The following is a 25,102-nucleotide window of genomic DNA, read 5'->3' on the forward strand; positions in this document are numbered from 1 at the left end:
ACACGGCGGATTCCGCGGGTTACACGCCTCGTCTCGGTCCCCGAACCGCGCCTCGTCTCGGTCCCCGAACCGCGCCTCGTCTCGGTCAGTGGAACGGCGCCGACGCGTCCGATCCGGAATCACGGTCCTTTTGAAATACGCCCGCGAACCCGGATTCGTGCTTCCCGGGTCGCCACTCGTCGAACTGCTGTTGATCGCCGGCGGCGTCGCCCTCCTGTACGCCGGCGCCGAACTGCTCGTCGCGGGCGCGAGCGACCTCGCGCTCGCCGTGGGACTGAAGGCGTCGACCGTCGGCGTCACCGTCGTCGCGTTCGCGACGACCGCCCCGGAGCTCTTCGTCTCGCTGCTCGGCGCGGTCACGGTGTCGACCGACATCGGGCTCGGCGCGATCGTCGGATCGAACGTCGCCAACATCGGGCTGGTGTTGGGGATCTCCGCGATCATCCGTCCGCTCGACATCTCCGACACCGTGCTGCGCCGGCACGTCCCGTTCATGGTGCTCGCCGCGCTGCTGCTCGTCGGCCTCGGTTGGGACGGCCGGGTCGGGCTCCTCGACGGCCTCGTACTGTTGGCCGCGCTGGTCGCGTTCACCGCCGCCGTCCTCCGTCGCGTCCAGCAGAACCAGTCGGCGATTTCCGAAACGGAACGGGACGAGATGCCCGACGCGAGTGCGCGCGACGTCGCGGTCGTCGCCGTCGGCATCGCCGCGCTCGTCCTCGGCTCGCGGTGGCTGATCGACGGCGGCGAGTCGCTGCTCTCGGCCGCCGGCTTCTCGGATCTCTTCATCGGGCTCACTGTGCTGGCGCTCGGCACGTCGCTGCCCGAACTGGCCGCCAGCGTCGTCGCCGCGGTGCGCGGCGAGGCGGAGTTCAGCGTCGGCAACGTCGTCGGGTCGAACATCTACAACATCCTCGCGGTCATCGGCATCGTCGCGGTGGTGACTCCCATCGGCGTCGCCCGGAGCGTCCGCGGGTTCGAGTTCCCCGCCCTGCTCGTGTTCACCGCCGTCGCCGTCGGGATGATGCTGTACGGCGACCGCGTGACCCGCGTCGACGGCGCGGTGCTCACCGTCGGCTACGGGGTCTTCGTCTACCTGTTGCTCCCCTGACCCGGCCGGCGGGGCGGGCGACGGGATCGCGGAGCGAATCCGAACCGACGGGTATTCGGTCGCGGGCCGCGGAGCCGGTGACGTGATAGCGATCGTCGTCAGTCGGGCCGACAGCGCCTCGGCGCACATCGGTGAGCGGCTCCTGGAGGTCGAGGACTGGGAGGCGCGCGAGGACGACTCGCGTCCCGACGCCGACGGGGGCGGGACCTACTACCGGACGGACGGGTTCGAGCTCCGCGAGTTCGACGACCTCCACATCCGCCTGTCGGACCCGACCGCCGCGTTCGACTGCGACCCCGCGTTCCTCGCGTTCGTCTCCAGACACTCGGGCGAGACCGGCAAACTCCTGACCGCGCACGCCACCGGGAACTTCGGCGGCGCCGAGCACGGCGGCGACCCCGAGTCGCTGGCGCTGGCCGCGCCCGGCGCCGAGAAGCGCGTCGTCGAGGCGCTGGCGCGACACGCGCCGGACGGGTACGAGGTCGGCATCGAGTGTACGCACCACGGCCCGACCGACGTCTCCGTCCCGTCGCTGTTCGTCGAACTCGGCTCTGACGAGCCGCAGTGGGCGGATTCCGAGGCGGCCCGGGCGGTCGCGCGGGCGGTCCTCGACCTTCGCGGGACGGGCGCGGACCTCGCCGATGATGCCGAGAGTCGTCCCCGCCACGTCGTCGGCTTCGGCGGCGGCCACTACGCGCCGCGGTTCACCCGGATCGTCCGCGAGACCGAGTGGGCGGTGGGTCACGTCGGCGCCGACTGGACGCTCGCCGACCTGGGCGCGCCGGACGCGAACCGCGCCGTGATCGACGCCGCGTTCGCGCGGAGTCGGGCCGAACGCGCCGTGATCGACGGCGATCGCCCCGACCTCGCCGCGGTCGTCGAGGACCTCGGCTACCGGGTCGTGAGCGAGACGTGGGTCCGTGAGGTGGGCGACGCCCCGCTCCCGCTCGTCGAGGGCCTGGAGGCGGCGGTCGGTCCCGTCGACGAGGGGTTGCGGTTCGGCGCGGTCGTCGACGAGGCTGCCGCGGCGGTCGAGACCGCCGAAGTCGACGACCGGGACGCCTCCGACGACCAGGACGCCTCCGACGACGTCGGAGACGCGGTCCGGGTCCGTGACCTCCCGGCCGATCTGCTCGCTCGGGCGCAGGGGCTCGACGCCGAGGGGGCGCGGGAGGCCGTCGAGTCCGTCGCGGTCGCCTTCGACACGGAGCAGGGAGGAACCCGCGCGGCCGGACGCGTCGCGTTCGCGACGACCTCCGGAGCGCCGGGGTACGCCGACCTCGTCGAGGGGCTGGCGGCGGTGCTGGAGACGGCCTACGACGCGGTCGAGGTGGCGCCGGAGGTGAGCGCGGTCGTCGCCCGAGAGACCGCGTTCGACCCGTCGCTGGCGGCCGAGCGCGGCGTCCCGGAGGGGCCGGCGTTCGGTCGACTGGCCGACGGCGAGTCCGTCGACGTCGACGGCGAGACCGTCGAGCCGGAAGCCGTGTCGCGGGCGCGGACGGAACGCTTCCCGATCGACGGGGGCGCGTTCGACTGATCGATTTATAAATAGCGGCGCTTTTTCGGATTGCGAACGGAGTGCCTCTACTCGGGGCGATCGGCCGTGAACGCCGGTGATTTCGGCGTCCGACTCGCGTCAGACGAACGGGCAAAAATAAATACGTCCGGGTCGCAACCACACCATATAATGGACTCCATCGTTGAGGACGCCATCGACGAAGCCGAAGAGGCCCCCGCAGAGGACGCCGGGGGAGCCGGCGAGGGCGCCGCCGGAGGGAGCGCCAGCGCGCCGCCACAGAGCGGGACCATGACTGACGACGAGCTACAGGACGTCCTCCAGGACCTCCAGACGAACATCACGGTCGTCGGCTGCGGGGGCGCCGGCGGGAACACGGTCAACCGCATGAAACAGGAGGGGATCCACGGCGCGAAGCTCGTCGCCGCCAACACCGACGTTCAACACCTCGTCAACATCGAGGCCGACACGAAGATCCTCATGGGCCAGCAGAAGACGCAGGGCCGCGGCGCCGGCTCGCTGCCGCAGGTGGGCGAGGAGGCCGCCATCGAGTCCCAAGAAGAGATCCAGGACGCCATCGACGGCTCCGACATGGTGTTCGTCACCGCCGGGCTCGGCGGCGGCACGGGGACCGGCTCCGCGCCGGTCGTCGCGAAGGCCGCCCGCGAGTCGGGCGCCCTCACCATCGCCATCGTCACGACGCCGTTCACGGCCGAGGGCGAGGTCCGCCGAACGAACGCCGAGGCCGGCTTAGAGCGGCTCCGCGACGTCTCGGACACGGTCATCGTCGTCCCCAACGACCGCCTGCTCGACGCGGTCGGGAAGCTCCCGGTCCGGCAGGCGTTCAAGGTGTCCGACGAGGTGCTGATGCGCTCGGTGAAGGGGATCACGGAGCTCATCACGATGCCCGGACTGGTGAACCTCGACTTCGCCGACGTCCGGACCGTCATGGAGAAGGGCGGGGTCGCGATGATCGGCCTCGGCGAGTCGGACTCCGACTCGAAGGCCCAGGACTCGGTGAAGTCGGCGCTGCGCTCGCCCCTGCTCGACGTCGACATCTCCGGCGCGAACTCCGCGCTGGTGAACGTCACCGGCGGCACGGACATGTCCATCGAGGAGGCGGAGGGCGTCGTCGAGGAGATCTACGACCGGATCGACCCCGACGCGCGGATCATCTGGGGAACCTCGGTCGACGACGAGCTCGAGGGGGAGATGCGCACCATGATCGTCGTGACCGGCGTCGAGTCGCCGCAGATCTACGGCAACAACGGCGAGCCGCCGGAGGGGACGAACCCGGAGATGGAAGACATCGACTACGTGGAGTGATCGCCTAGGCCGGGGGCGCATCAAAAGGTAAAAACCGTCTCGACTCGAATCAACTGGCAACATGGACGTTCCGTACGATCTCAACAGCTACATTCGGGTGCTGAAGCTGGCGAGCACGCCAAGCACCGACGAGTTCCTCCAGGTGTCGAAGATCGCCGGCGCCGGGATCCTGCTGATCGGGTTTATCGGGTTCCTGATGTTCGCCATCATGAGCCTGCTCCCGGGGGTCGGCGCGTAATGCCGATCTACTCGGTCAAGACGACGGCGAGCCAGGAGCGCACCGTCGCCGACATGCTCGCCGAGAAGGAGACCCCCGAGATCCAGGCCGTCATCGCCCCGGATCAGCTCACGAGCTACGTGATGGTCGAGGCGACCGACGGGACCGCGTTCGGGCGAATCCTCGACGAGATCCCGCACGCCCGCGGCGTCATTCAGGGCGGCGACGGTCCCGCCGAGAGCCCCTTCTCCGAGGTCGAACATTTCCTCTCACCGACCCCGGACGTCGAGGGGATCGCCGAAGGCGACATCGTCGAGCTGATCGCCGGCCCGTTCAAGGGCGAGAAGGCGCGGGTCCAGCGGATCGACGAGGGGAAAGACCAGGTGACCGTCGAGCTGTACGAGGCGACCGTGCCGATTCCGGTGACGGTCCGCGGCGACCAGATCCGCGTGCTCGACAGCGAAGAGCGGTAGGGTAGCCGGAGGAGCGGTTAGGGTAGCCGGAGGAGCGGTAGGGTAGCGGCCCTCGGCGCGTTGACGCCGGGTTCGCACGCAACGACAAGGGCTTTATTCGACGACGACGGACCGTACGGACATGTTCGGCCACGGCGCGCCGGCGGTGTTGAGCGTGATCCCCGACACGTTCACGTTCGCGTGGATCGTCGCGATCCTCTTCGCGACGGCGTGGCTGCTGGACAGTCGCGGGCTGGCCGCGGGTCGGGCGCTCGCGGCCGCGACGTGGGCGCTGTTCGGGCTCTTCTGGCTGTCGACGGTGCCGTACTTCGCGTTCGAACACCAGAGCTACGTCGAGTCGATCCTCGCGCTCGTCGGCTTCCCCGCCAGCGTGTACGCGGGGTACCTGCTGTACGACGGGCGCGCGTCGCTTTTCACCCTCACCCGGGCCATCGCGCTCATGCTGTTCATCTACCTCCCGTTCGAGACGATCCCGGCGTTCACGGTCGCCGGGTTCGCGGTCCCGGAGCCCCGTCGGATCCTCATCGAGGTCGTGGCGGCCCAGACGGGAGCCCTCATCGACCTCCTCGGATACGCGCCGGAGGCGGTGACGAGCAGGGAGGGGTACGATGCGGCGTACTCGTGGACGCTGGAGGACGGCCACACCGTCGTCATCCACATCGTGTTGGCGTGTACGGGGCTCGGGAGCATGGCCATCTTCGGCGGCCTCGTGGCCGCCGTCGAGGCCCCCATCTCCCGGAAGCTCCGCGCGCTCGCGGTGTCGATTCCGCTCATCTACGTCCTGAACATCCTCCGGACGACGTTCATCTCGGTGGTGTCGGGGAACCAGTACATGCACTGGTACCCGGACCTGGTGTTGACGATGTTCGGCGCGAGCGACCCGTACCGGGTCTCCTTCCTCATCTCCGACCGCATCATGAGCCAGGTGTTGGCGGTCGTGGCGCTCATCGCGATCACCTTCCTCGCGGTGCGGGAGCTGCCCGAGCTGGCGGTCATCTTAGAGGACGTCCTCTACCTCCTCACCGGCGAGGAACACGACCTGACGGAGGCGCTCGACCTCCCGCGCGAGCCGACGAACCGATAGGAACGGCGTCGAGTCCCCGAAGTATCTCCGAGATATATAGCGATATATAGCAAGCTATAGACGTGGCGGGCGGGTACGGGCGACCATGACCGCGAGAACGCGAAGCGGCGTCCCGGACGCCGCTCCGAGGGCCCGGTCGCGGCGAGGTGATCGGCGGTGCTGAGCGCGGTCGACCCGTTCGTGTACCTCGAGACGAACGTCGCCAAGCTGGCCTTGGCGACCGCGCTCGGCATGTTTCTCGGGTTAGAGCGCGAGTGGTCACAGAAGTCGGCCGGGATCCGGACGTTCGCGCTGGTCAGCCTCGCGGCGGCGGTGTTCTCGCTGCTCGACGAGCCGGGACTGCTCGTCGTCGGCGGGGTGTTAGTGGTCGCCAGCGCGGTGCTTCTGGCGGTTCGGAGCTTCGTCGAGGCCGACGTCGACGGGCTCTCCCTGACGACGTCGGCGTCGATGCTCGTCGCCTACGGGGTGGGAGTCCTCGTCGCCGAGGGACTGTTCATCGAGTCGGTGACGGTGGCGGTGTTATCGTCGCTCCTGCTCGTGTTGAAACGAGAGCTTCACGAGTTCGCGTGGGGACTCTCCCGCGAGGAGGTCCGCAGCGCGGTGGAGTTCACCATCCTCGCGTTCGTCGTCTTTCCGCTGTTGCCCGCGGAGACGATCGATCCGTGGGGCGCGGTCCAGCCGCGGCTGGTCTGGTCGCTCGTGGTCGCGGTCAGCGCCATCGGCTTCGTCAACTACGTGTTAGTGAAGCGGTATCAGGGGCGCGGCTACGCGGTCACGGGCTTTTTCGGCGGGCTCGTGAACTCGACCGCCGTCGTCGCGGAGATGGCGAAGCGCGCGAAAGGCCGGACGGACCTCCGCGAGATCGCGGTGGGGTCGATCCTGCTCGCGAACGCGGCCATGGCGTTCCGGAACGCCGCGGTGGTGGCCGTCTTCGCCCCCGAGGCGGCGCTCGTCGTCGGGGTGCCGCTCGGCACGATCACCGTCGCGGGGATCGGCGTCGCCGTGTGGCGGAGCGACTGGCGGACGGCGATGGAGGCGGAGCTCACCTCCCCGTTCAGCCTCGGGAACGCCCTCACCTTCGGCGCCCTCTTCCTCGTCGTGCTGTTCGTCTCCGCGGTCGCCGAGGAGACGTTCGGGGCGGGGGGATTCGTCGCCACCGCCTTCCTCGCCGGGCTGGTGTCGTCGGGGACCTCGACGACCACGGCGGTGTCGCTTCTGGGCACCGGACAGATCGGCGTCGACACCGCCGTCGCGGGCGTTGTCGCCGGCACCGCCGCCAGCATCGTCGTCAAGACCGCCTTCGCGGCGAGCATCGCGCGCGACCTGGTCAGGCCGGTGTTCCTCTGGAACCTCCTGCTGATCGGCGCGGGCGTGATCGCCGGGCTGCCGCTGTTGCTGGTCTGAGGGCGAGGACGCCCGGCCCATCGGACACCGTCGCCGGAACCCGCTCAAGAGAGGTGTTCGGCGACGTCCGTCGTGGAGACCATCCCCACGTAGTCGTCGTCGACCACCGGGAGGTGTTTCACGCCGTACATCGTCATCATCGCGGCGACCTCCTGCATCATGAGGTCCGGCGTCACCGTCTCGACGTCCTCGGTCATCACGTCGCGGACCGTCGTCGCCGCCGGGTCGAGCCCGTCGGCGACCGCCCCGACGACATCGCTCTGCGTGACGATACACCCGCCGCCCGTCGTCACGACGAGCGCGCTGATTTCGTCGTCACGCATCCGTCGGGCGGCCTCCCGGAGCGGCGCGTCCGCTCCGACCGTCTCCAGCGGCGTCGACATCACGTCCGCGACGCGGGTCCTGTCGTCGAGATCCATACCCAGATGTGTGTTACCGTATCTCATTACTCTTCCGGAACGCACAACGCGGAGAGGCTCCGCCCGGACTCCAGCTCGGTCGACGTCCCCCTCGGCACTCTCTCACTTCGCCCGAGAGAGGTGTGCCGTGAGGTCCGTCGTCGAGACCATTCCGATCGGCCTGCCGTCGCCGTCGGTCACCGGGAGGTGCGTGTAGCCGTGGGCGGTCGGCTCCGCCAGCTCCGCGACGGTGTCGTCGCGCCCCACCGTGACGACGTCGGTCGTCATGAACGCCTCGACCGGCGTCCGGTCGTTCGGATCGTTGTCACGGACGAGCGTGACGAAGTCCGTCGCGGTGATGAGCCCCGCCAGCGTTCCGTCCGCCTCGACGACGAGGATCGAGCTAACGCCGGTCTCACGCATCTGCGACGCCGCGTCGGCCGCGGCGGCCCCGCGTTCGATCGTCGTGAGGTCGGTCGACATGAGCCGATCGACGGGAACGTCGTTCATGAGTTGCGATAACGCGAACCATGATAATTAATCATCCGGTCGGTCCGGCGGGCCGGCCGGCCGGCGGGCGGCAACTCACTCACCGACGAGCGCTACCTCACTCACCGACGAGCGATTCGGGGGCGCCGGCGAGGCCGACGAGCGCGTCGGCCTCGACGTGGTGGAGGTCACCGGGGATCACGAGCAGGTGGAGCGGGTCGCCGAACTCGCGGTCGGCGAGCGCGCTCAGTCGGTCGGCGGCGACGACCGCGTCCGGCGATCCCGCGCGGGCGACGACGACGCCGAGCGCGTCTCCCCACTCCTCGGCGAGCAACCCGGCGGCGACGTCCGCGGTCATGTACTCCTCGTGGTCGGGGTCGGGTCCCGTCGGTCCCGTTCCGACCTTGATGTCGAGGTAGACGACGGTGTGCAGCCCGCGCTCTCGGTTCGCTTCGATGGTCTCGACCACGCTCGCGGGGACGCCGTCGCCGCCGTGCGCGTACGGGAACGGGAGCGTCGTCGCTTTGCCGAACCGGTAGTTCTGGAGGCCGGTGAGGCTCGACGCCGCCGACTGGGCGGTCACGCCGTGGACCACCCGCGTGTCGATCCCCCGCTCCTCGGCGCGGAGGCGGAGGTCGGTGTGAGTGGTCGAGATCATCGTGTCGCCGGCGGTGAGGAAGGCGGCGTCGCCGGACGCGGCCGCCTCGAAGATCGGCTCCGGATCCCGCTCGACGCCGGCGCGGTCGCGCACCTCGATGTCGACCCCGTGGTGCGCCTCGAGGGCGGAGACGTCGGCGCCGACCAGCCGGCTGGTGTAGAACTCCGCGAAGACCCGGTCGGCCTCGCGGAGCGCCGCTCGCCCCTCGACGGTGACGGAGCGCTCGTCGTAGAGGCCGAGTCCGATGAACGTGAGCATGTCCGCGCTCGGCGCGCGCCGGCTAAAAGGGCGCGGAAACCCCGTCCGATATCGTGGAAACGTTTGACACCCTAATAGACCTTCATGATTGTCCCTTGGGATTCCATAGCAAGCCATAAGAGGGAACCAACACAACTTCCGGCCACGAGGCCCACTCGGGCTCACACACCACTATGACTGACGACGAACTCATCTGGCGGATATCGGGGGGATCCGGTGACGGGATCGCTTCGACCAGCCAGAACTTCGCGAAGGCCTTGATGCGATCGGGGCTCAACGTCTTCACGCATCGGCACTACCCGTCGCGGATCCGCGGCGGTCACACCTACACCGAGGTCCGCGCGTCGGCGGACCCCGTCGAATCCCGGGGCGACGGCTACAACTTCCTGCTCGCGCTCGGCGACTCGTTCGCCCGCAATCCGCAGGAGGAGGCCGTCTACGGCAACGAGGAGATCAAACCGCTCTCGGAGAACCTGGACGAACTCCGCGAGGGCGGCGTCATCGTCTACGACGAGGGGCTCTTGGACGCCTCCGATATCCCGGACTTCGACGAGCGCGTCGAGGAGAACGACTGGCACGTGTACCCCCTCGACCTCCGCGGGCTCGCCCGCGACATGGGTCGCGAGGTCATGCGCAACACCGCCGGCGTCGGCGCGACCTGCGCGCTGACCGGCATGGAACTCGACCACGTCGAGGACCTGATGCGCGACGCCATGCCGGAGAAGATCCTCGAGCCGAACATCGAGATCCTCGAGACCGCCTACGACCAAGTCAGCGAGGAGCACGACGTCGACGCGTCGGACGTGTCGGTCCCGGCCGGCGAACACGGCGAGACCCAGCTGCTCATGTCCGGCTCGGACGCCATCGCCTACGGCGCCATCGACGAGGGGTGCCGCTTTATCGCCGGTTACCCGATGACGCCGTGGACCGAGGTGTTCACCATCATGACGCAGAACCTGCCGAAGCTCGGCGGGATCTCCGAGCAGGTGGAAGACGAGATCGCCGCTGCCGCGCTCGCGGTGGGCGCCTCCCACGCCGGCGTCAAGGCGATGTCCGGCTCCTCCGGCGGCGGCTTCGCGCTGATGTCCGAGCCGCTCGGGCTCGCGGAGATGACGGAGACGCCGGTCGTCCTCGTCGAGGCCATGCGCGCCGGTCCCTCGACCGGGATGCCGACGAAGCCGGAGCAGTCCGACCTCGAACACGTCCTCTACACCTCGCAGGGCGACTCCCAGCGGGTCGTCCTCGCCCCGGGAACCGTCGAGGAGGCGTACGAGCAGTCGCGGCTCGCCTTCCGGCTCGCCTACGAGTACCAGATCCCGTCGATCCTCCTGTACGACCAGAAGCTCGGCGGCGAGATGACGAACGTCCCGAAGAGCCACTTCGACCGCGAGCCGAACCCGGCCCTCGGGAAGACGCTCTCGGAGGACGCGCTGGTCGACGAGCCGCACAGCGGGGACGGGAAGTTCCACCGCTTCCAGCACGACGTCGACGACGGCGTCTCGCCGCGGTCGATCCCCGGCCAGAAGGGCGGTCGCTTCCTCGCGACCGGCAACGAGCACGACCCGACCGGCCACATCAGCGAGTCCCCGGACAACCGGGTCGCGCAGATCGATCGCCGGACCCAGAAGCTGGAGGCGATCCGCGACGACCTCGACACCGTCGACACCGGCTCGTACGCCGGTCCCGGGGACGCCGAGTACGGCATCCTCACGTTCGGTAGCCAGCAGGGCACCGTCGAGGAGGCGGTCGGCCGCCTCAACGACGCCGGGGTCTCGGTGAAGTCGTACGGCGTCTCCGACATGGCGCCGTTCCCGACCGAGCAGGTCGAGGCGTTCGTCGAGAGCGTCGACGAGGTCCTCGTCGTCGAGATGACGGCGTCGGGGCAGTTCCGCGGGCTCGTCCAGAAGAACCTCGGCCGCTACGGCGAGAAGCTGTCGAGCCTGCTGAAGTACAACGGGAACCCGTTCGAGCCGGCGGAGGTCGTCGACGGGTTCGAGGCCGCGATCGTCGAGGGGGACGGCGACGCGTCCGGCCACCAGACCACCTTCGTCCCAGCCGCAGGTGACTAACCAATGAGCACGTTTTCAGCGATCGGCGACGAGCGAGAGATCGACCGCGACGAGTACACCCCTAGCGTCGAGCCGCAGCCGACCTGGTGTCCGGGCTGCGGTGACTTCAGCGTCCTGAAGGCGCTGAAGCAGGCGCTGCCGGAGGTCGGGCGCACGCCCGAGGAGACCCTGCTGTGTACCGGGATCGGCTGTTCGGGTAAGCTGAACAGCTACCTCGACACGTACGGGTTCCACACGATCCACGGGCGCTCGCTGCCCGTGGCCCGCGCCGCGAAGCTCGCGAACCCCGACCTCGAAGTGATCGCCGCCGGCGGCGACGGCGACGGCTACGGGATCGGCGGGAACCACTTCGTCCACACGGCCCGGGAGAACCACGACATGACGTACATCGTGTTCAACAACGAGATCTTCGGGCTCACGAAGGGGCAGACCTCCCCGACCAGTCCGAAGGGCCACAAGTCGAAAACGCAGCCCTCGGGCAGCGCAAAGGAGCCGATCAAGCCGCTCTCGATGTCTTTGAACGCCGGCGCCTCCTACGTCGCCCGGACGGCCGCGGTGAACCCGAACCAGGCGAAGGAGATCATCACCGAGGCGATCGAACACGACGGGTTCGCGCACGTCGACTTCCTCACCCAGTGTCCGACCTGGAACAAGGACGCGCGCCAGTACGTCCCGTACATCGACATCAACGAGTCCGACGACTACGAGTTCGACAAGACGGACCGCGTCGAGGCCGCCGAGATGATGCGCGAGACCGAGGAGTCGCTGTACGAGGGCGAAGTCCTCACCGGCCGCTTCTACGTCGACGAGGACCGCCCCTCGTACGGCGAGGAGAAGCAGGCCATCGGCGAGATGCCCGACGAACCGCTCGCCGAGCGCTACTGGGACGACGACTACGAGTGGGAGCGCTCCCACGACATGTTCCTCGACAAACACGCCTGATCGAGGCCGGCGACCGTTCACGGCGCTGCGAGTTCGTTTTTTGATTCGGAAGGTATTTTTTCATTGGTGACAAACGAAGTGATATGAGTACGGTATCGACGGAAGAGCGGATCCTCTCCGTGTTAGAAGAGGACGCGCAGGCGTCCTGCGGAGAGATCGCCGAGCGGGCGGACGTCTCGAAACCGACGGTTCGGAAGTACATCGACCGCCTCGAAGACCGGGGCGTGATCGTCGGCTACTCCGCGGAGGTCGACCCGAAGAAGCTCTCCTCGCAGTCGATCGCCATGGTGGGAATGGACGTCGATTCGGGCCAGTACGTGGAGGCCACCCGAGCGCTGAAGTCGCTCGACGAGGTCCAGGCGCTGTACACCTCCTCGGGCGACCACATGCTGATGGCCGAGGTCCGCGCCGGCGACGGCGACGAACTCGGCGACGTCATCTCCGAGAAGCTGCTCGGCGTCGACGGCGTCACCGCGGCGCACCCGTCGTTCCTCCAGGAGCGGCTGAAGTAGGCCGCCGCTCCGGTTTCCGCCGTCGCGCCCGCGTCAGGCGAGCGCTCGCGGGTCCGCGACGACGACCGACTCGTCGCCCGCCGGGCTCCGGCGGGTCCCGCGCCGCGCGAACCCGTGCGCGCTGAAAAACTCCTCCGCACTGGGGCGGTCCGGCGGGACCGTCGCGCGCAGCGTCTCGACCCCGCGGTCGGCGAGCGCGTTCCCGACGCGGGCGAGGAGCTCGTCCGCGACCCCCTCCCCCGCGCGGTTCGGGTGGACCCACAGCGCCAGCAGCTCCGCCTCCGTCCCGTCCAGATCCGGGTGTGCGATCGCCAGGCCGACGGGCCCCTCATCGCTGTCCATCAGGAAGGACCACTCCGCCTCGGCAGCGGCCTCGCGGACGCCGGCAGCCGACACGTCGAGCAAGGGCGCGCCGATGTCGTCGAACACCGTCTCCTCGCGGGCTCGCGACACCGCGGTCCGCAGCGTCTCCGCGTCGTCGGGACGAGCCGCCCGGAGCTTCATGGTCAACCGTGAGTAAAGAACGCACCTATAGGTTTCGGCGGCGGCGCGATTCGCTGCCGGCGGCGGCCGACCAACACGGCCGGGAGCACGGAGGCGAGCGCGGGAACCGTCGGAAGCGCTACTCCACCGGTTCGATGCCGATCGCGACCGCGATACCCTCTACCTCCCACTCCTCGACGAGACCGCCGTCCGCGTCCGCCGCGTCGCTCGGGTCGTCGAGCCACGCGTCGGCGCGCACCTCGCCGGCGATCAGGTCGGCGTGGTCGTCGACGAAGCCGGCGACGCGGTCGTCGTCGACCGCGACGCCGACGCGGATCCGCGCTTCGACGTCCAGGTCGAGTTCCTTCCGCATCTCCTGGATCCGGCGGATCACGTCGCGGGCGTAGCCCTCGGACTCGATATCGGGGGTGAGGGAAGTGTCGACGTAGACGGTCCCGCCCTCGAAGTCGGCGCCGGAGACGTTCGCCGGCGGCTCCGCGACGTACTCGACCATCCCGTCGTCGAGGTCGACCGGCTCGCCGTCGACGGTCACCTCGCCGCCCTCGACCGCCGCGCGGGTCGCGTCCTGGACCGCCTCCATCACCTTCTGCGCGTCGCCGCCGAACGCCGGCCCGATGGCGGCCATCTGCGGCTCCGCGGTCTCGACCAGTTCGTCGAAGGCGTCGGTGACGACCACCTCGCGAGCGTTGACGCGGTCGGCGATCAGGGCTTCGAGCCGGTCGACCGCGGCCGCGACCGTCTCGTCATCGGTCTCGACGACCACGCGCGGCACGGGCCAGCGGAGCTTACGGCCGGCCTGCTGGCGCGCGTTCGCGGCCGCCTCCTCGACGTCGCGGAAGACCGCCACGTCGCGCTCGAGGTCGGGGTCGCGCAGGTCGGCGTCCGGTTCGGGATACGACAGCGCGTGGACCGTCGTCGCCTCGCCGTCGAGCCGCTGGTACATCCGCTCGGCGAGGTACGGCGCGATCGGCGCGAGCAGCCGGATCACCTCGTCGAGGACGGTCGCGAGCGTGGCGTACGCGCCGCGCTTCGAGGCGGAGTCGGCCTCCTCCCACATCCGGTCACGGACCGCCTTCACGTAGAACCGCGAGACGTCCTGCGTGACGAACTCGATCACGGCGTTGACCGCGTCGCTCACGCGGTAGTCGTCCCAGGCGTCGGCGACCTCGGCCTCGACGGACTGGAGCCGCGAGAGCACCCACTCGTCGACGAGCTCGAGCTCGCCGTCCGAGAGGTCGGCGTCGGCGGGGTCGTAACCGTCGAGCTCCATGTACTCCAGCGGGAACCGGAACACGTTCCAGAGGATGTTGAGCTTCCCCTGGATCTCGCCGAGCCCGTCCCACTCGAACGCGAGGTCGACCCCCTGCTGGTCGTGGCTGAGCAGGTACGTGCGGAGCGGGTCGCGCCCGGCGCGGTCGATCGCCTCCTCTGGCGTGACGATGTTGCCGACCGACTTCGACATCTTCCGCCCGTCCTCGTCGTTCGCGAAGCCGTGCATCAGCACCTCCTCGTAGGGGATCTCGCCGACCGCGGCGGTCCCCATTCCGAGCTGCGACCAGAACCAGCCGCGGGTCTGGTCGTGCGCCTCGACGACGAGGTCGGCGGGCCACAGCTCCTCGTGGGCGTCCGTCTCGCTCGGGTAGCCGAGCGTGCCCCACGTCGCGACCGAGGAGTCGAGCCACACGTCGAACACGTCCTCGACCCGGCGGTACGTCGTCCCGTCCTCGACGATCGTGAGGTCGTCGACCGAGGGGCGGTGGAGGTCGATCGACTCGGGGTCGACATCTTCCTCGACTCGCTCGGCCAGCTCCTCGCGGGTGCCGATCACGATCATGTCCTCGTCGAGGTTCCCTGCCGCCGCGTCCTCAGGGACCCAGATGGGGATCGGGATCCCCCAGTAGCGCTGGCGGGAGACGTTCCAGTCGGGCGCGTCCTCGATGAAGTCGCGGAAGCGGTTGTCCCGCGCCCACTCGGGGTGCCACTCCGAGTCCTCCATGTTGTCGAGGAGCTCGTCTTTCACGTCCGTGATCGAGATGAACCACTGGTCGGTGACCAGCTGGATGATCCCGGTGTCACACCGCCAGCAGTGGCCGTAGCTGTGCTCGACGGTGCCGTGCGCGAGCATGTGGCCGTCCGCGACGAGGTCGTCGACGATGTCGGCGTTGGCGTCGCGCACGAACTGCCCGGCGTACTCGCCGGCCGCCTCGGTGAACTCGCCGTTGGGCGCGACCGGACAGAAGATGTCTAAGCCGAGCTCCGTGCCGCGGTGGAAGTCCTCCTCCCCGTGACCCGGCGCGGAGTGGACGAGGCCGGTGCGGTCGGCCTCGACGTAGTCGGCCGCGTACACCTCGCCGGCGCCCTCGAAGTCGGGGTACTCGGCGACGCGGTCGGCGAGCGGGTGGTCGTACGCCCAGCCGACCAGCTCGTCGCCGGTGAGCTCGGCCTCGACCTCGTAGCTCTCGTATCGGCCCTCCTGTAACACGTCCTCGACGCACTCCGCGGCGACGTAGATGAGCTCCGCCTCGCCGTCCTTCTCGGCGCGGACGGCGTTGTACGTGAGCTCCTCGTCGACGGCGACGAAGGTGTTCGCGGGGACCGTCCACGGCGTCGTCGTCCAGATGACGAGACTCCCCTCCCGGTCCGCGAGCGGGAACTTCACGTAGATGGAGGGGTCCTCGACGTCCTCGTACTCGACCTCGTTGTTGGCGAGCCCCGTCTCACAGCGCGGGCACTGAGAGATGGAGCGTTTCCCCTGCTCGACGAGGCCGTTGTCGGCCACCTCGGAGAACGCCCACCAGGCGGCCTCCATGTACTCCGGCGAGATGGTCTCGTAGGGGTCGTCCCAGTCCATCCACGCGCCGATAGACTTGAAGTCCTCGTCCATCGCCGCCCGGTTCTCGAGGGCGAACTCCTTGCACTTCTCGATGAACGGCTCCATGCCGTACTCCTCGATGTCTCGCTTGTTCTCGAAGCCGAGCTCCTCCTCGACTTTCACCTCGATCGGGAGCCCGTGCATGTCGTAGCCGGGGCGGTCGGTGACGCGGTGGCCGGTCATCCGCTCGTGGCGGATGATCGCGTCCTTCAGCGTCTTGTTCCAGGCCGTCCCGAGATGCATCTGCCCGGAGGTATACGGCGGGCCGTCCACGAAGAAGAACGGCGGGTCGTCGGCGTGCGCCTCCTTCGCCGCCTCGTAGGCGTCGTGGTCGTCCCAGTACTCGTCGACCGCGGCCTCGACGTCCGCGGGCGCGTACTGGTCGTCGATCTGCTCCATACGCGTTGGTCTGCGCGCGCGTATTTGAATACGGCGGAGTCGTGGGAACGGTTCAGCGGCCGGGGGACGGGACAAGACACTACTGCCGGGAGGCGAACGCTCCGGACATGGAGACCCCGCGAGTCGTGCGTGAGAACCTCGGGTACGCGCTCCTCGGCGGGCCGGCGCTGGCCGCCGTCTCGTTCGTCGCCGGCGCTGAGTTCCTCGGCGCGGCCGCGGGCGTCGTCGTCGCGGCCGCGACGTACGCGCTCGGCTGGGCGCTCTCGGCGCGGCGGTCCGAGTCGGCGGCGGCGCGGTCGGCGGCGGCGCGGTCGGCGGCGGCGCAGTCAGCGGCGGATGCGGACGGCGATCGCGAGCGTCGCGAGCGAGAGGCCGAGGCGGAGAAGGGCGGCTACGGCGGGGGCGGCGGCGGGTAGCGATCGAGGCCGCCGTCGCTCATCGCGGAGCGGCGGAGTCGCCGCTCACCGCGGGTCGGGCGCGCCGTCGGAGAAGTAGTCGGCGAGCCGCTCGGCGGCCTCCGTCGCGCGCGGCGTCACCAGGGCGAACCGGACCCACTCGTCGCGAGCGGTGCCGAACGCGTCGCCCGGCATCCCCGCGACGCCCGCCTCGTCGACCAGGCGCTTGACGTTCGCCATCGTGCCGGGGAATCCCTCGAAGCGCGCGAGGACGTAGAAGGCGCCCGCCGGACGGCTGTACTCCGCGCCCGCCGCGTCGAGCGCGTCGGTGAACGCGTCGACGCGGTCCGCGAGCAGGCCGCGCGCCTCGGCGTAGTAGCGCTGCGGCGTTTCGGCGAGCGCGTGAGACACCGCGTACTGGGAGGGGCGCGCCCCGGCGACGTTCACGAGCATGTGTCGCGTCTTGGCGTCACCGACGTGCGTCTCCGGGAAGACCCCGTAGCCGACGCGGAACCCCGTGATCGCCATCGACTTCGAGAAGCCGCCGGTGACTATCACGCGGTCCGAATCGAGCGTCAGCGCCGACTCGAACGAGCCGGAGAGGTCGAACCGGTCGTACACCTCGTCGACGACGACGAGCGCGTCGACCGCCTCCGCGATACTGACGACCTCGCGGACCGCGTCGAGGTCGTACACCGCCCCAGTGGGGTTGTTCGGCGTGTTGAGGACGATGAGGGCGGTGTCCGCGCTCGCGGCCTCGCGGACCGCGTCCACGTCGAGGCTTCCGTCGCGGGCGGTCGGCACGAGCGTCGGCTCCCCGCCGAGCAGGTGGGTCTTTCCGGGATAGTACGGGTACACGGGGTCCATGAGCAGCGCCTCGTCGCCGGCGCCGCGGTCGAGGGCGCGCGCCATGGCGAGGTAGTTCGCCTCGCCGGTGCCGTTGGTGACGACCACGCGGTCGGGGGCGACGCCCTCGCGGGTCGCGATGGCCTCCCGGAGCTCGCGGAGCCCCTCGCTCGGCGGGTACTGGAAGTCGGCGGGCGGGAGGTCGGCGTACTCGCGGAGCGCCTCGCGCAGCGCGGCGGGCGGCTCCCAGTCGGGGTTGCCACTCACCATGTCGATGACGTCGCCGTCGGCGGCCGCGGCGTACTGCATCACGTGGAAGAACTTCGGCTCCTCGTACTCCATACGGTCGGGTCGGGCGCGCCCGCCGTGGCTCTTTCGACCCGCGAGCGGCGTCGCGGGCGGAGCGGGGCGTCGCGGGCGGGGCGGGCGGAGCGGGGCTCGCGGGCGGAGCGGGCGGAGTACGCCCGCCGTACCGGCGTCGCCGCGATCCGATGGTTTGACCTGCCGACGCGCAGAGCGAGCGGTATGAACAAACGCGGCCACGTCCTCAACGGCCTGCTGCTCGCGCTGGGACTCGGGTTCATCGTCGAACCCGGGCTCGGCGCCGCGACCGCGACGACCGTCGCCGAGATCACCGTTCCGGTCGTGTTGGGGGCGCTGTTCCCCGACGTCGACACCGCATTCGGGCGCCACCGGAAGACGCTCCACAGCCTCCCCGTGCTGGCCGTCTTCCTCGCGTACCCGATACTCTTCGGGAACCTCCAGTACGTGTGGATCGGGGTGTTGACGCACTACGTTCTCGACGTGGTCGGAAGCCGGCGAGGGATCGCGCTGTTCCACCCGCTCTCGGACCGGGAGTTCGGGATGCCGACCGGCGTGACGACGAGCAGCAAGTACGCCGACCTCGTCACCGTGATCGTCACCGGGATCGAGCTGGCGGCGTTCTGGGCCATCCACACCTACGTCGTCACCCTCGACCTCGACCTGTCCGCGGCCTCGCAGGCCGCGACCGGATTCGGGCTGTAGCCCGTCCGACCCGTCGCCGGGCGCGCCTAGCGACCGCCGGCCGGTCGTCTCAGTCGTAGACGCTCACGTCGTCGAACCGGCCCTCGTAGGCGACGTTCGACGGGAGGGTGGGCTCGTTGCCGGAGAGGAACATCCGGTCGAGCTTCGCCCACGTGTTCTCGTAGCCGAGGTGCGCGAACTCGATAAGCCCGCGGATCCGGTGCCCGGCGCCGCCCCGGTGGATCACCTTTCGGGGGCGCCGTTCGCGGAACGCGTCGACGATCGCTTCCGCCTCGTCGAGGTCGTCCTCGAAGGCCGTCCACGCCTCGCCGACCGTCGCGGGAAGGTGGGCGTACGACGAGCCGAAGCCGGCGCAGTCGGTCGCTTCGGCGGTCCGACGCGCCCGGGCGTTCTGGTGAGGAAGGAGCTTGGTGTTGTACGTCTCGACGGCGTCGATCCGCTCGGCGTGCGCGTCGACTTCGGGCCGCGTGAGCGAGATGGTGGCGAAGCCCGGGTGGGGGACGAGCACGGCGGCGTCCTGACGCTCGAACTCGGCCATCGCGCCCTCGAAGGTGATGTAGTCGGGGACCGGCTCGGAGAGCCCGATCACGAGGAGGTGCCGTCGGTTGCCCCAGTCGCCGGTGAACACCTCGCGACCTGGGACGACCGTCAGCTCGTCGTCGGAGTACCGGGCCGCCCGCTCGCGGACCGTCGGGAGCCGCGTGAAGTGCGGCGCGTACACGAGCGCGTCGATCCCGCGGGCCTTCGCGCGGGCGACGACCTCGTCGTCGAGCACCTTGACGTGGGCGTCGACGCGCGTTCTCGGTCGGGTCACGATGGGACGGTCGTCGCGCCCGCGCAAAGGCGTATCGTTCGACGACGGCGGTGCCGCGATCGCAGGTCCGTCGCCGGGTCGCGTGACGCGACGACGCGGCGACCCGGCGAGGCGGCGACGAGGAGCCGACGGTTTGGGAAACGGTTAATCCCCCTCGGGCGAGTGTTCGGGTATGGCCCCTCGCTGGACGTGCGGCATCGGCGACTGCGACGCCGGCTTCGACGACGTGGAAGCGGCGATCGTCCACCAGACGAACGACCACCAGCGCCACGAGTGTAAGGTGTGCGGGACCATCGTCCCCGACGGCTACTTCGCGATCCGCCACGCGTTCGACGAGCACACCCGCGCGGAGTTCGTCCGCGCGTACGACGCCGACTCGGCGGCCGTCCGCCGCCGCGAGGAGATCAAAGGCGAGATCGAGGCCGCGGCCGACCTCCAGCGGGTGGTCGAAGAGCTCGATCAGGGCGTCTGACCGGACCGTCGACCCCGCGTCACAGGACCCGCTTCCCGAAGGCGCTCGCGGCCAGTTCCGTCGCCAGCTCGGCCGTCTCGTTGTGTTGGTCCAGCGTCGGATTCACCTCGACGATCTCCATCGACCGGAGCGCGTCGGTCTCGTCGACGATCTCCATCGCGCTGTGCGCCTCGCGGTAGGTGACCCCGCCGCGGACGGGCGTCCCGACGCCGGGCGCGGCGTTGGGGTCGAGCCAGTCCAGATCGAGGCTAACGTGGATCCCGTCGACGCCCGCGGACGCGACGGAGAGCGCCTCCTCCGTGACCTCCGTGATCCCCCGCTCGTCGATGTCGGACATCGTGTACGCGGCGAAGCCGCGCTCCCTGATCAGCGCCGCCTCCGCCTCGTCGACCGAGCGGAGCCCGACGAGCGCGACGTTCTCCGGAGAGAGTCCCGGCGCGGTCGCCCACTCGGAGTCCGCGAACTCGTCGATCCCGAGCGCGGCGGCGAGCGGCATGCCGTGGACGTTGCCCGAGGGCGTCGTTGAGGGGGTGTTGAGGTCGGCGTGCGCGTCGAACCACACGGCGCCGATCTCCGCGTCGCGCGCCGACCCGGAGAGGCTCCCGATGGCGATGGAGTGGTCGCCGCCGAGCGCGAGCGGCACCTCGCCGTCCGCGAGCGTCGCGGCGACCTCGTCGCCGAGCCGGCGGCAGACGTCGGCCGTCTCGCGGAGGAACTTCGCCTTCCCCTCGCTGGGGGCGTCGGCGTCCGGGTCGCGCTCCTCGGCCCGCGGGACGAGGAGGTCGCCCGCGTCCACCGTCTCGACGCCCGCGCCGGCGAGCTGGTCGGCGAGCCCGCCGTACCGGATCGCGGACGGCCCCATATCGACGCCGCGTCGGTTCGCCCCGTAGTCGGTCGGCGCGCCGATGATCCTGACCGTGGTCATACCGGCTACGCGGCGCGCCGGCGCTTCAATGGTGGGGATCGACGCGCTCCCGTCGGCACCGGTCCGTCGGTGGTCCCGCGCGCCCGCCTCGCCGGATCGGACACCGTTTTGCGCCCGGCCCGCCACGGAGCGAGTATGAGCAGCTCCGATCCCCGCTCGGTCGATCCCGGCGACATCGAGCCGATCGGCGCGACGATCGCGGTCGCGTTCACCGGCGCGGCGATCGGACTCGCCGGCGCCGCGGCCTCGTTCGTCGCCCCCGACCTCGGCCTCGCCCTGATCGGCGTCGGCGTCGTCGTCGCGCTCTCGAGTCCGCTCGCGTACGTCCGGATGAAGCGGCTTCACGGCGAGTGAACCGGATCGGTCGGAATCGACCGCGTCCGGCGGTCGAGGCGGAATCCACGGGATCGTTTATAAAAGAGTTCCATCGCATTTAAGCGGGGGCGCGGTGTATTCGCCACCATGTCATCGATCGAGCTCACGTCGAGCCAGAAGAGCATCCTCACGGCCCTCATCAACCTGTACGGGGAACGGGAGGACGCCGTGAAAGGCGAGGCGATCGCCGAGGAGGTCGACCGCAACCCGGGGACGATCCGAAACCAGATGCAGAGCCTCAAGGCCCTCCAGCTGGTCGAAGGGGTACCCGGTCCGAAGGGCGGCTACAAGCCCACCTCGAACGCCTACGAGGCGCTCGACATCCAGCGCATGGACGAGCCGGCAGACGTCCCGATCTTCCACGAGGGCGAGGAGGTCGAAGGCGTCAACGTCGACGGGATCGACCTCTCCAGCGTCCACCACCCGGAGCTGTGTCGCGCCGAGATCCACGTCCAGGGCTCGGTCCGCGACTTCCACGAGGGCGACAGCGTCACCGTCGGTCCGACGCCGCTCTCGAAGCTCGTCGTCGACGGCACCGTCGACGGCAAAGACGACACGGCGAACACGCTCATCCTGCGGATCGACGACATGCGAGCGCCCGACGAGCCGGCCGAACACTGACTGCGGAAACGAGGTTCAGGCCGCTTCGGAACTCGTTCTACCGGGAATAAGGGACTGACTCGTCGACGAGAAGAGTCGGAGGTCGGAACCGAAGGCCGCGTCGGTGAGAGGAGTCGCCCGCGCTTACATATCGCCGAACGCGCCGACGGCGCGGCCCGCGGAGGAGACCTTGTTGATCCAGCGCGTGGCGATGGCCTTCTTCAGCAGCTTCGCGGGCGTGCCGCCGAACGTCTTGATCGGCATGCCCATCACGTCGTGGGCGACCGCCTCCTCGCCGACGGAGATGACGGTCCCCTTGTCCTTGTGGGTCCACGAGCGAAGCGGCGCGCCGCGAGCGGCGCGAGCGAGGTTCTCGCCCGCGACCTCGGCGGCCTGCCAGGCGGCCTGCGCGGTCGGCGGGGCGACGTCGTCGTCGCCCTGCTCGACGAGGGCGGTGTCGCCGATGGCGAACACGCGGTCGTCGCTCGTGGCGAAGTCGGAGCCGGCGTGGACGCGGTTCGAGCGGTCGTCCTTCTCGACGTCGACGCTCTCCAGCTCGGGCTGGCCCGTGATGCCGCCGGTCCAGATCAGCACGTCGTAGCCGAGTTCCTCCGGTTCCTCGTCGTCGCCGCCGCCGAGGTAGACCGCGTCCTCGTCGGCCTTCGAGATGAAGTCGCCGGTGAGGATCTCGACATCCGCGTCCTCCAGCCGCTGGCGGAGCGCGCCCTGGATCTGCGGGTCGTTCCCGGGGAAGACCTCGTCGAGGCCCTCGACGAGCTTGATCTCGATCGGCGCGCGGTGTTTGTCGCGGTACTCGGCGATCTCGCCCGCGGTCTGGATGCCGGAGAGGCCGGCGCCGCCGACGATGACCTCGACGGGATCGGACCGGGTCGCCTCGGCGGCCGCCTCGCGGACGTCCTCGTGGATCGCCTTGGCGTCGTCGAGCCCCTTCAGCTGGTGGGCGTTCTCCTCGAGCCCCTCGATGCCGAAGAAGGCGGTCGTGGAGCCGACGCCCAAGAGGAGGTAGTCGTAGTCGACGGTCGTCCCGTCGTCGGTCTCGACGACGCGCTCGTCGGTGTCGACGTCGACGACGCGGCCCTTGACGAAGTCGGACTGAGCCGACTTGATCTCGTCGACGGGGATCGTGATCTTGTCTTCGACCGCGGGGTTGCGGATCGCGCGGTGGACCTCGTGTAAGACGAGGTGGTAGTCGTGTTCCGAGATCCACGTGAGCTCGGCCTCTCCCTCGCCGACCTCGTCTTCGAACGCCTTCACCGCCCCTGCCCCGGCGTACCCGGAGCCGACGACGACGACCTGTGTACTCATGCGTGTAGCTCCGCGGTGCGCAGATAAAGTCGCTTTGGAACGGTCGCGTATCGCGAACGCAGTGCGGACACGAGCCCGCTACAGCGAGAGACCGGCGTGCCAGCGGTCCGCGCCCGCCTCGCGTTTCACCTCGTCCATCCGCGCGAGCAGCTTCACCGCCAGGCTCGCGGTCTCGGCCGCGCGCGACTCGCCCTCCGTCCGGAACTCGCCGGTGATCCGGTTCGCGTAGACGGAGCAGACCGCGCCGGCCCGGAGGCCGTACACGTTCGCGATCGTGAGGATCGCGGACGCCTCCATCTCGATGTTCTTCACGTTCGCGTTCTGAAGCTCCGCGACCAGTTCGTCCGAGCCGGCGGCCTCGAACCCTTCGAACCCGGCGCGACCCTGCCCGGCGTAGAAGGAGTCGGCGCTCATCGTGACGCCGGTGTGGTAGTCGTGACCGAGTCGCTCGGCGGCGGCGACGAGCGCGGAGACGACCTCGCCGTCGGCGGTCGCGGGGTAGTCCTCGCGGACGTACTCGTCGCTCGTCCCCTCCTGTCGGACGCCGCCGGTCGTGATCACCAAGTCCCCCACGTCCATCTCCGGCTGGATCGCGCCGCAGGACCCGACCCGAATGAACGTGTCGACGCCGACGCGCGCGAGCTCCTCGACCGCGATGGCGGCCGACGGCGAGCCGATCCCGGTGGAGGTGACGGAGATCGGGGCCCCGTCGTAGCTCCCGGTCGCGGTGCGGTACTCGCGGTGGCGCGCGACCTCCTCGGACTCGTCCCACAGCGCCGTGATCTTGTCGACGCGCTCCGGGTTCCCCGGGAGGAGGACCGCGTTCGCGACGTCTTCGGGCGCGGCCTCGACGTGGTAGCCGGCGCCGTCGTTCGGGTCCTCGCTCTCGGCGTCGGCGGCCGGGGAGTCCGCGTCGGGTTCGTCGGTCATGTCCCCGCGGTTGGAGGAGCCGTCTCAAACCAGTTCCGGCTCGCGACGGGGACGGCACCTTATCGACCGGCTCGCACATCTCCGGCGGCGTGGCACGGCGGTGGGATCTGAGTCGCGGTCGGCCCCCCCGTAACGCCGGCGAGAATGCCGGACCGAGATCCGCGGCGCGGCCGACGCGTCGCCCGCGCCGCGTCAGTTCGCTTCCGGGTCGCCGTCGGCCGCGTCGGCCGCGGTCGCCGCCGCGTCGTCGAGCGTCCCCTCGGAGATGGTGTTCGGGAGCAGTTCGCCCAGCGTGTACTCCGTGACCGCGTCGTCGCCCTCGTCGCAGGCGACGACGAGGTCGTCGGCCGCGAACTCCGCGAGCGTCTGCCGGCACATCCCGCAGGGCGTGACGCCGTCGCGGACGCCGGAGGAGACCGCGATCCGGTCGAACTCGCGGTGACCGTTCTTCACCGCCTCCGCGATTGCGACCTCCTCGGCGTGGAGGCTGTTGGAGTAGTTCGCGTTCTCGATGTTACAGCCGGTGTAGACGGTGCCGTCGGCGGTCCGGAGCGCGGCGCCGACGCGGTACTCGGAGTACGGGACGTGGGCGGCCGCTGAGGCGTCGCGCGCCGCGGCGATCAGCTCGTCATCGTCCATACCGACGGATGACGCGGCGCGCCGATAACTGTACTGTGTCGCGGATACGCTGATCGATATCTGGAGGGCTATTTGAACGAGGTTAGACTACGAATAGATATCCCAAATAAGCCATCAGGGCAACTGCGAGAGTTGCGATTGCTAGCTTCAGAACTCTACCAGAATCTTCCGGGGTACCAGAGTCTTCATCACCGGGGCTGATCGATTGGATGTCCTCCTCGTAATCTGGATCCGAAAGACTGCCGTCGGGATTCACGTCTGGACTCGAAAAACGCTCTGCCCGTTCCTGTTCTAATTTATCAGTCCGTGTTTTTCGCTCCTGTTGCTTCTTTCGCGTCCGCTCTTGGTAACGCTCCGCGACAGTCGTTGCCGACTCGGTCTCATCCTGCTCACGCTCTTCACAATTAGGCCGGTGGCCAGCAACGTGCTCCCCACAATACGGCTCACCACAGTGTGGACATCCTGCGATTTCTGCTTTGTTGAATCCGATGACGGCGCGGGGATCACTGTTTGAGAGCTTGTTCG

General features: G+C 69.5%; 27 protein-coding genes. 15 read left to right on the top strand and 12 right to left on the bottom strand.

From position 1 onward, the window contains the following. The first annotated feature begins 157 nt into the window (after positions 1-157). The 7 genes from EXE42_RS05015 (at position 158) to EXE42_RS05045 (ending at position 7,128) form a co-directional block, all read left to right on the top strand. Positions 158-1,108 carry a calcium/sodium antiporter gene (locus EXE42_RS05015; protein WP_137706023.1) on the top strand — a complete coding sequence of 317 codons (951 nt, stop codon included), beginning with the start codon at positions 158-160 and terminating at the stop codon, positions 1,106-1,108. An 82-nt stretch (positions 1,109-1,190) separates the two neighbouring features. Further along, positions 1,191-2,645, top strand: a complete 1,455-nt coding sequence (locus EXE42_RS05020; RefSeq protein WP_137706010.1) for a D-aminoacyl-tRNA deacylase — start codon at positions 1,191-1,193, stop codon at positions 2,643-2,645. A gap of 150 nt (positions 2,646-2,795) precedes the next feature. Beyond that, positions 2,796-3,950, top strand: a complete 1,155-nt coding sequence (gene ftsZ / locus EXE42_RS05025) for a cell division protein FtsZ (protein ID WP_137706011.1) — start codon at positions 2,796-2,798, stop codon at positions 3,948-3,950. Between the two features lie 61 nt (positions 3,951-4,011). Continuing rightward, positions 4,012-4,188, top strand: a complete 177-nt coding sequence (locus EXE42_RS05030; protein WP_006628863.1) for a protein translocase SEC61 complex subunit gamma — start codon at positions 4,012-4,014, stop codon at positions 4,186-4,188. Then, positions 4,188-4,640 (top strand): transcription elongation factor Spt5, encoded by a 453-nt coding sequence (locus tag EXE42_RS05035; RefSeq protein ID WP_092921212.1) that lies wholly within the window; start codon positions 4,188-4,190, stop codon positions 4,638-4,640. Before EXE42_RS05030 ends, EXE42_RS05035 begins: the two co-directional genes overlap by 1 nt. 121 nt (positions 4,641-4,761) lie before the next feature. Next, positions 4,762-5,724: an archaeosortase A gene (gene artA, locus EXE42_RS05040; RefSeq protein ID WP_092921211.1), complete on the top strand. Its 963-nt coding sequence runs from the start codon at positions 4,762-4,764 to the stop codon at positions 5,722-5,724. 156 nt (positions 5,725-5,880) lie between these two features. Continuing rightward, positions 5,881-7,128 carry an MgtC/SapB family protein gene (locus EXE42_RS05045; protein WP_137694306.1) on the top strand — a complete coding sequence of 416 codons (1,248 nt, stop codon included), beginning with the start codon at positions 5,881-5,883 and terminating at the stop codon, positions 7,126-7,128. 44 nt (positions 7,129-7,172) lie between these two features. Here the strand turns inward: EXE42_RS05045 and EXE42_RS05050 are convergent, their stop codons facing one another. The 3 genes from EXE42_RS05050 to dph5 form a co-directional block, all read right to left on the bottom strand. Next, positions 7,173-7,547, bottom strand: coding sequence for a cyclic nucleotide-binding/CBS domain-containing protein (locus EXE42_RS05050; RefSeq protein WP_092921209.1), 375 nt, complete (start codon positions 7,545-7,547; stop codon positions 7,173-7,175). A 102-nt stretch (positions 7,548-7,649) separates the two neighbouring features. Continuing rightward, positions 7,650-8,036: a CBS domain-containing protein gene (locus tag EXE42_RS05055; RefSeq protein WP_092921208.1), complete on the bottom strand. Its 387-nt coding sequence runs from the start codon at positions 8,034-8,036 to the stop codon at positions 7,650-7,652. A 97-nt stretch (positions 8,037-8,133) separates the two neighbouring features. Then, the gene (gene dph5 / locus EXE42_RS05060; RefSeq protein ID WP_092921207.1) at positions 8,134-8,931 is read right to left on the bottom strand and encodes a diphthine synthase; all 798 of its coding nucleotides are present in this window, start codon (positions 8,929-8,931) and stop codon (positions 8,134-8,136) included. A gap of 173 nt (positions 8,932-9,104) precedes the next feature. Here dph5 and EXE42_RS05065 point away from each other — a divergent pair, with 173 nt between their 5' ends. From EXE42_RS05065 to lrpA1, 3 genes are all read left to right on the top strand, one after another. Further along, the gene (locus EXE42_RS05065) at positions 9,105-11,000 is read left to right on the top strand and encodes a 2-oxoacid:acceptor oxidoreductase subunit alpha (RefSeq protein WP_092921206.1); all 1,896 of its coding nucleotides are present in this window, start codon (positions 9,105-9,107) and stop codon (positions 10,998-11,000) included. 3 nt (positions 11,001-11,003) lie between these two features. After that, complete coding sequence (locus EXE42_RS05070) at positions 11,004-11,942, top strand: thiamine pyrophosphate-dependent enzyme (RefSeq protein ID WP_137706012.1); 939 nt, start codon at positions 11,004-11,006, stop codon at positions 11,940-11,942. 83 nt (positions 11,943-12,025) lie between these two features. Beyond that, positions 12,026-12,454 (top strand): HTH-type transcriptional regulator LrpA1, encoded by a 429-nt coding sequence (lrpA1, locus tag EXE42_RS05075; protein ID WP_092921204.1) that lies wholly within the window; start codon positions 12,026-12,028, stop codon positions 12,452-12,454. Positions 12,455-12,487: 33 nt separating this feature from the next. Here the strand turns inward: lrpA1 and EXE42_RS05080 are convergent, their stop codons facing one another. Together EXE42_RS05080 and ileS are read right to left on the bottom strand one after the other, a co-directional pair. Next, entirely contained in the window at positions 12,488-12,958 is a 471-nt protein-coding gene (locus EXE42_RS05080; RefSeq protein ID WP_092921203.1) for an N-acetyltransferase, read from the bottom strand. A 118-nt stretch (positions 12,959-13,076) separates the two neighbouring features. Beyond that, a complete protein-coding gene (gene ileS, locus EXE42_RS05085) occupies positions 13,077-16,229 on the bottom strand; it encodes an isoleucine--tRNA ligase (RefSeq protein WP_137706013.1) in 3,153 nt (1,050 codons plus the stop codon). A 107-nt stretch (positions 16,230-16,336) separates the two neighbouring features. Between ileS and EXE42_RS05090 the strand changes: the two genes are divergently transcribed. After that, positions 16,337-16,645 carry a hypothetical protein gene (locus tag EXE42_RS05090; protein ID WP_137706014.1) on the top strand — a complete coding sequence of 103 codons (309 nt, stop codon included), beginning with the start codon at positions 16,337-16,339 and terminating at the stop codon, positions 16,643-16,645. A 45-nt stretch (positions 16,646-16,690) separates the two neighbouring features. On the opposite strand, the gene EXE42_RS05095 is transcribed toward EXE42_RS05090, so the two are convergent. Next, entirely contained in the window at positions 16,691-17,812 is a 1,122-nt protein-coding gene (locus EXE42_RS05095; RefSeq protein WP_137706015.1) for a pyridoxal phosphate-dependent aminotransferase, read from the bottom strand. 183 nt (positions 17,813-17,995) lie between these two features. Here EXE42_RS05095 and EXE42_RS05100 point away from each other — a divergent pair, with 183 nt between their 5' ends. Beyond that, positions 17,996-18,496 (top strand): metal-dependent hydrolase, encoded by a 501-nt coding sequence (locus EXE42_RS05100; RefSeq protein ID WP_092921199.1) that lies wholly within the window; start codon positions 17,996-17,998, stop codon positions 18,494-18,496. A gap of 49 nt (positions 18,497-18,545) precedes the next feature. On the opposite strand, the gene EXE42_RS05105 is transcribed toward EXE42_RS05100, so the two are convergent. Then, a complete protein-coding gene (locus EXE42_RS05105) occupies positions 18,546-19,337 on the bottom strand; it encodes a PHP-associated domain-containing protein (RefSeq protein WP_092921198.1) in 792 nt (263 codons plus the stop codon). Between the two features lie 145 nt (positions 19,338-19,482). Here EXE42_RS05105 and EXE42_RS05110 point away from each other — a divergent pair, with 145 nt between their 5' ends. Continuing rightward, on the top strand, positions 19,483-19,782 hold the full coding sequence (locus tag EXE42_RS05110) for a hypothetical protein (protein ID WP_092921197.1): 300 nt from the start codon (positions 19,483-19,485) through the stop codon (positions 19,780-19,782). 19 nt (positions 19,783-19,801) lie between these two features. Here EXE42_RS05110 and rocF read toward each other — a convergent pair whose 3' ends face one another. Beyond that, positions 19,802-20,707 carry an arginase gene (rocF, locus tag EXE42_RS05115; RefSeq protein WP_092921196.1) on the bottom strand — a complete coding sequence of 302 codons (906 nt, stop codon included), beginning with the start codon at positions 20,705-20,707 and terminating at the stop codon, positions 19,802-19,804. Positions 20,708-20,842: 135 nt separating this feature from the next. Between rocF and EXE42_RS05120 the strand changes: the two genes are divergently transcribed. Together EXE42_RS05120 and EXE42_RS05125 are read left to right on the top strand one after the other, a co-directional pair. Beyond that, positions 20,843-21,061, top strand: a complete 219-nt coding sequence (locus EXE42_RS05120) for a hypothetical protein (protein ID WP_092921195.1) — start codon at positions 20,843-20,845, stop codon at positions 21,059-21,061. A gap of 108 nt (positions 21,062-21,169) precedes the next feature. After that, the gene (locus EXE42_RS05125; protein WP_092921194.1) at positions 21,170-21,703 is read left to right on the top strand and encodes an Rrf2 family transcriptional regulator; all 534 of its coding nucleotides are present in this window, start codon (positions 21,170-21,172) and stop codon (positions 21,701-21,703) included. Positions 21,704-21,826: 123 nt separating this feature from the next. Here EXE42_RS05125 and EXE42_RS05130 read toward each other — a convergent pair whose 3' ends face one another. From EXE42_RS05130 to EXE42_RS19575, 4 genes are all read right to left on the bottom strand, one after another. Further along, entirely contained in the window at positions 21,827-23,008 is a 1,182-nt protein-coding gene (locus EXE42_RS05130) for an NAD(P)/FAD-dependent oxidoreductase (protein WP_137706016.1), read from the bottom strand. Between the two features lie 78 nt (positions 23,009-23,086). Then, positions 23,087-23,938: a nucleoside phosphorylase gene (locus EXE42_RS05135; protein WP_092921192.1), complete on the bottom strand. Its 852-nt coding sequence runs from the start codon at positions 23,936-23,938 to the stop codon at positions 23,087-23,089. Positions 23,939-24,130: 192 nt separating this feature from the next. Next, positions 24,131-24,577, bottom strand: coding sequence for a cytidine deaminase (gene cdd, locus EXE42_RS05140; RefSeq protein ID WP_137694823.1), 447 nt, complete (start codon positions 24,575-24,577; stop codon positions 24,131-24,133). A gap of 82 nt (positions 24,578-24,659) precedes the next feature. Beyond that, positions 24,660-25,102: hypothetical protein (locus tag EXE42_RS19575; protein ID WP_206750714.1), on the bottom strand; the 443-nt coding region annotated here is incomplete at its 5' end.

Origin of the sequence: Halorubrum sp. SP3, from assembly GCF_005435195.1 — an archaeon.
Taxonomy (GTDB): domain Archaea; phylum Halobacteriota; class Halobacteria; order Halobacteriales; family Haloferacaceae; genus Halorubrum; species Halorubrum sodomense.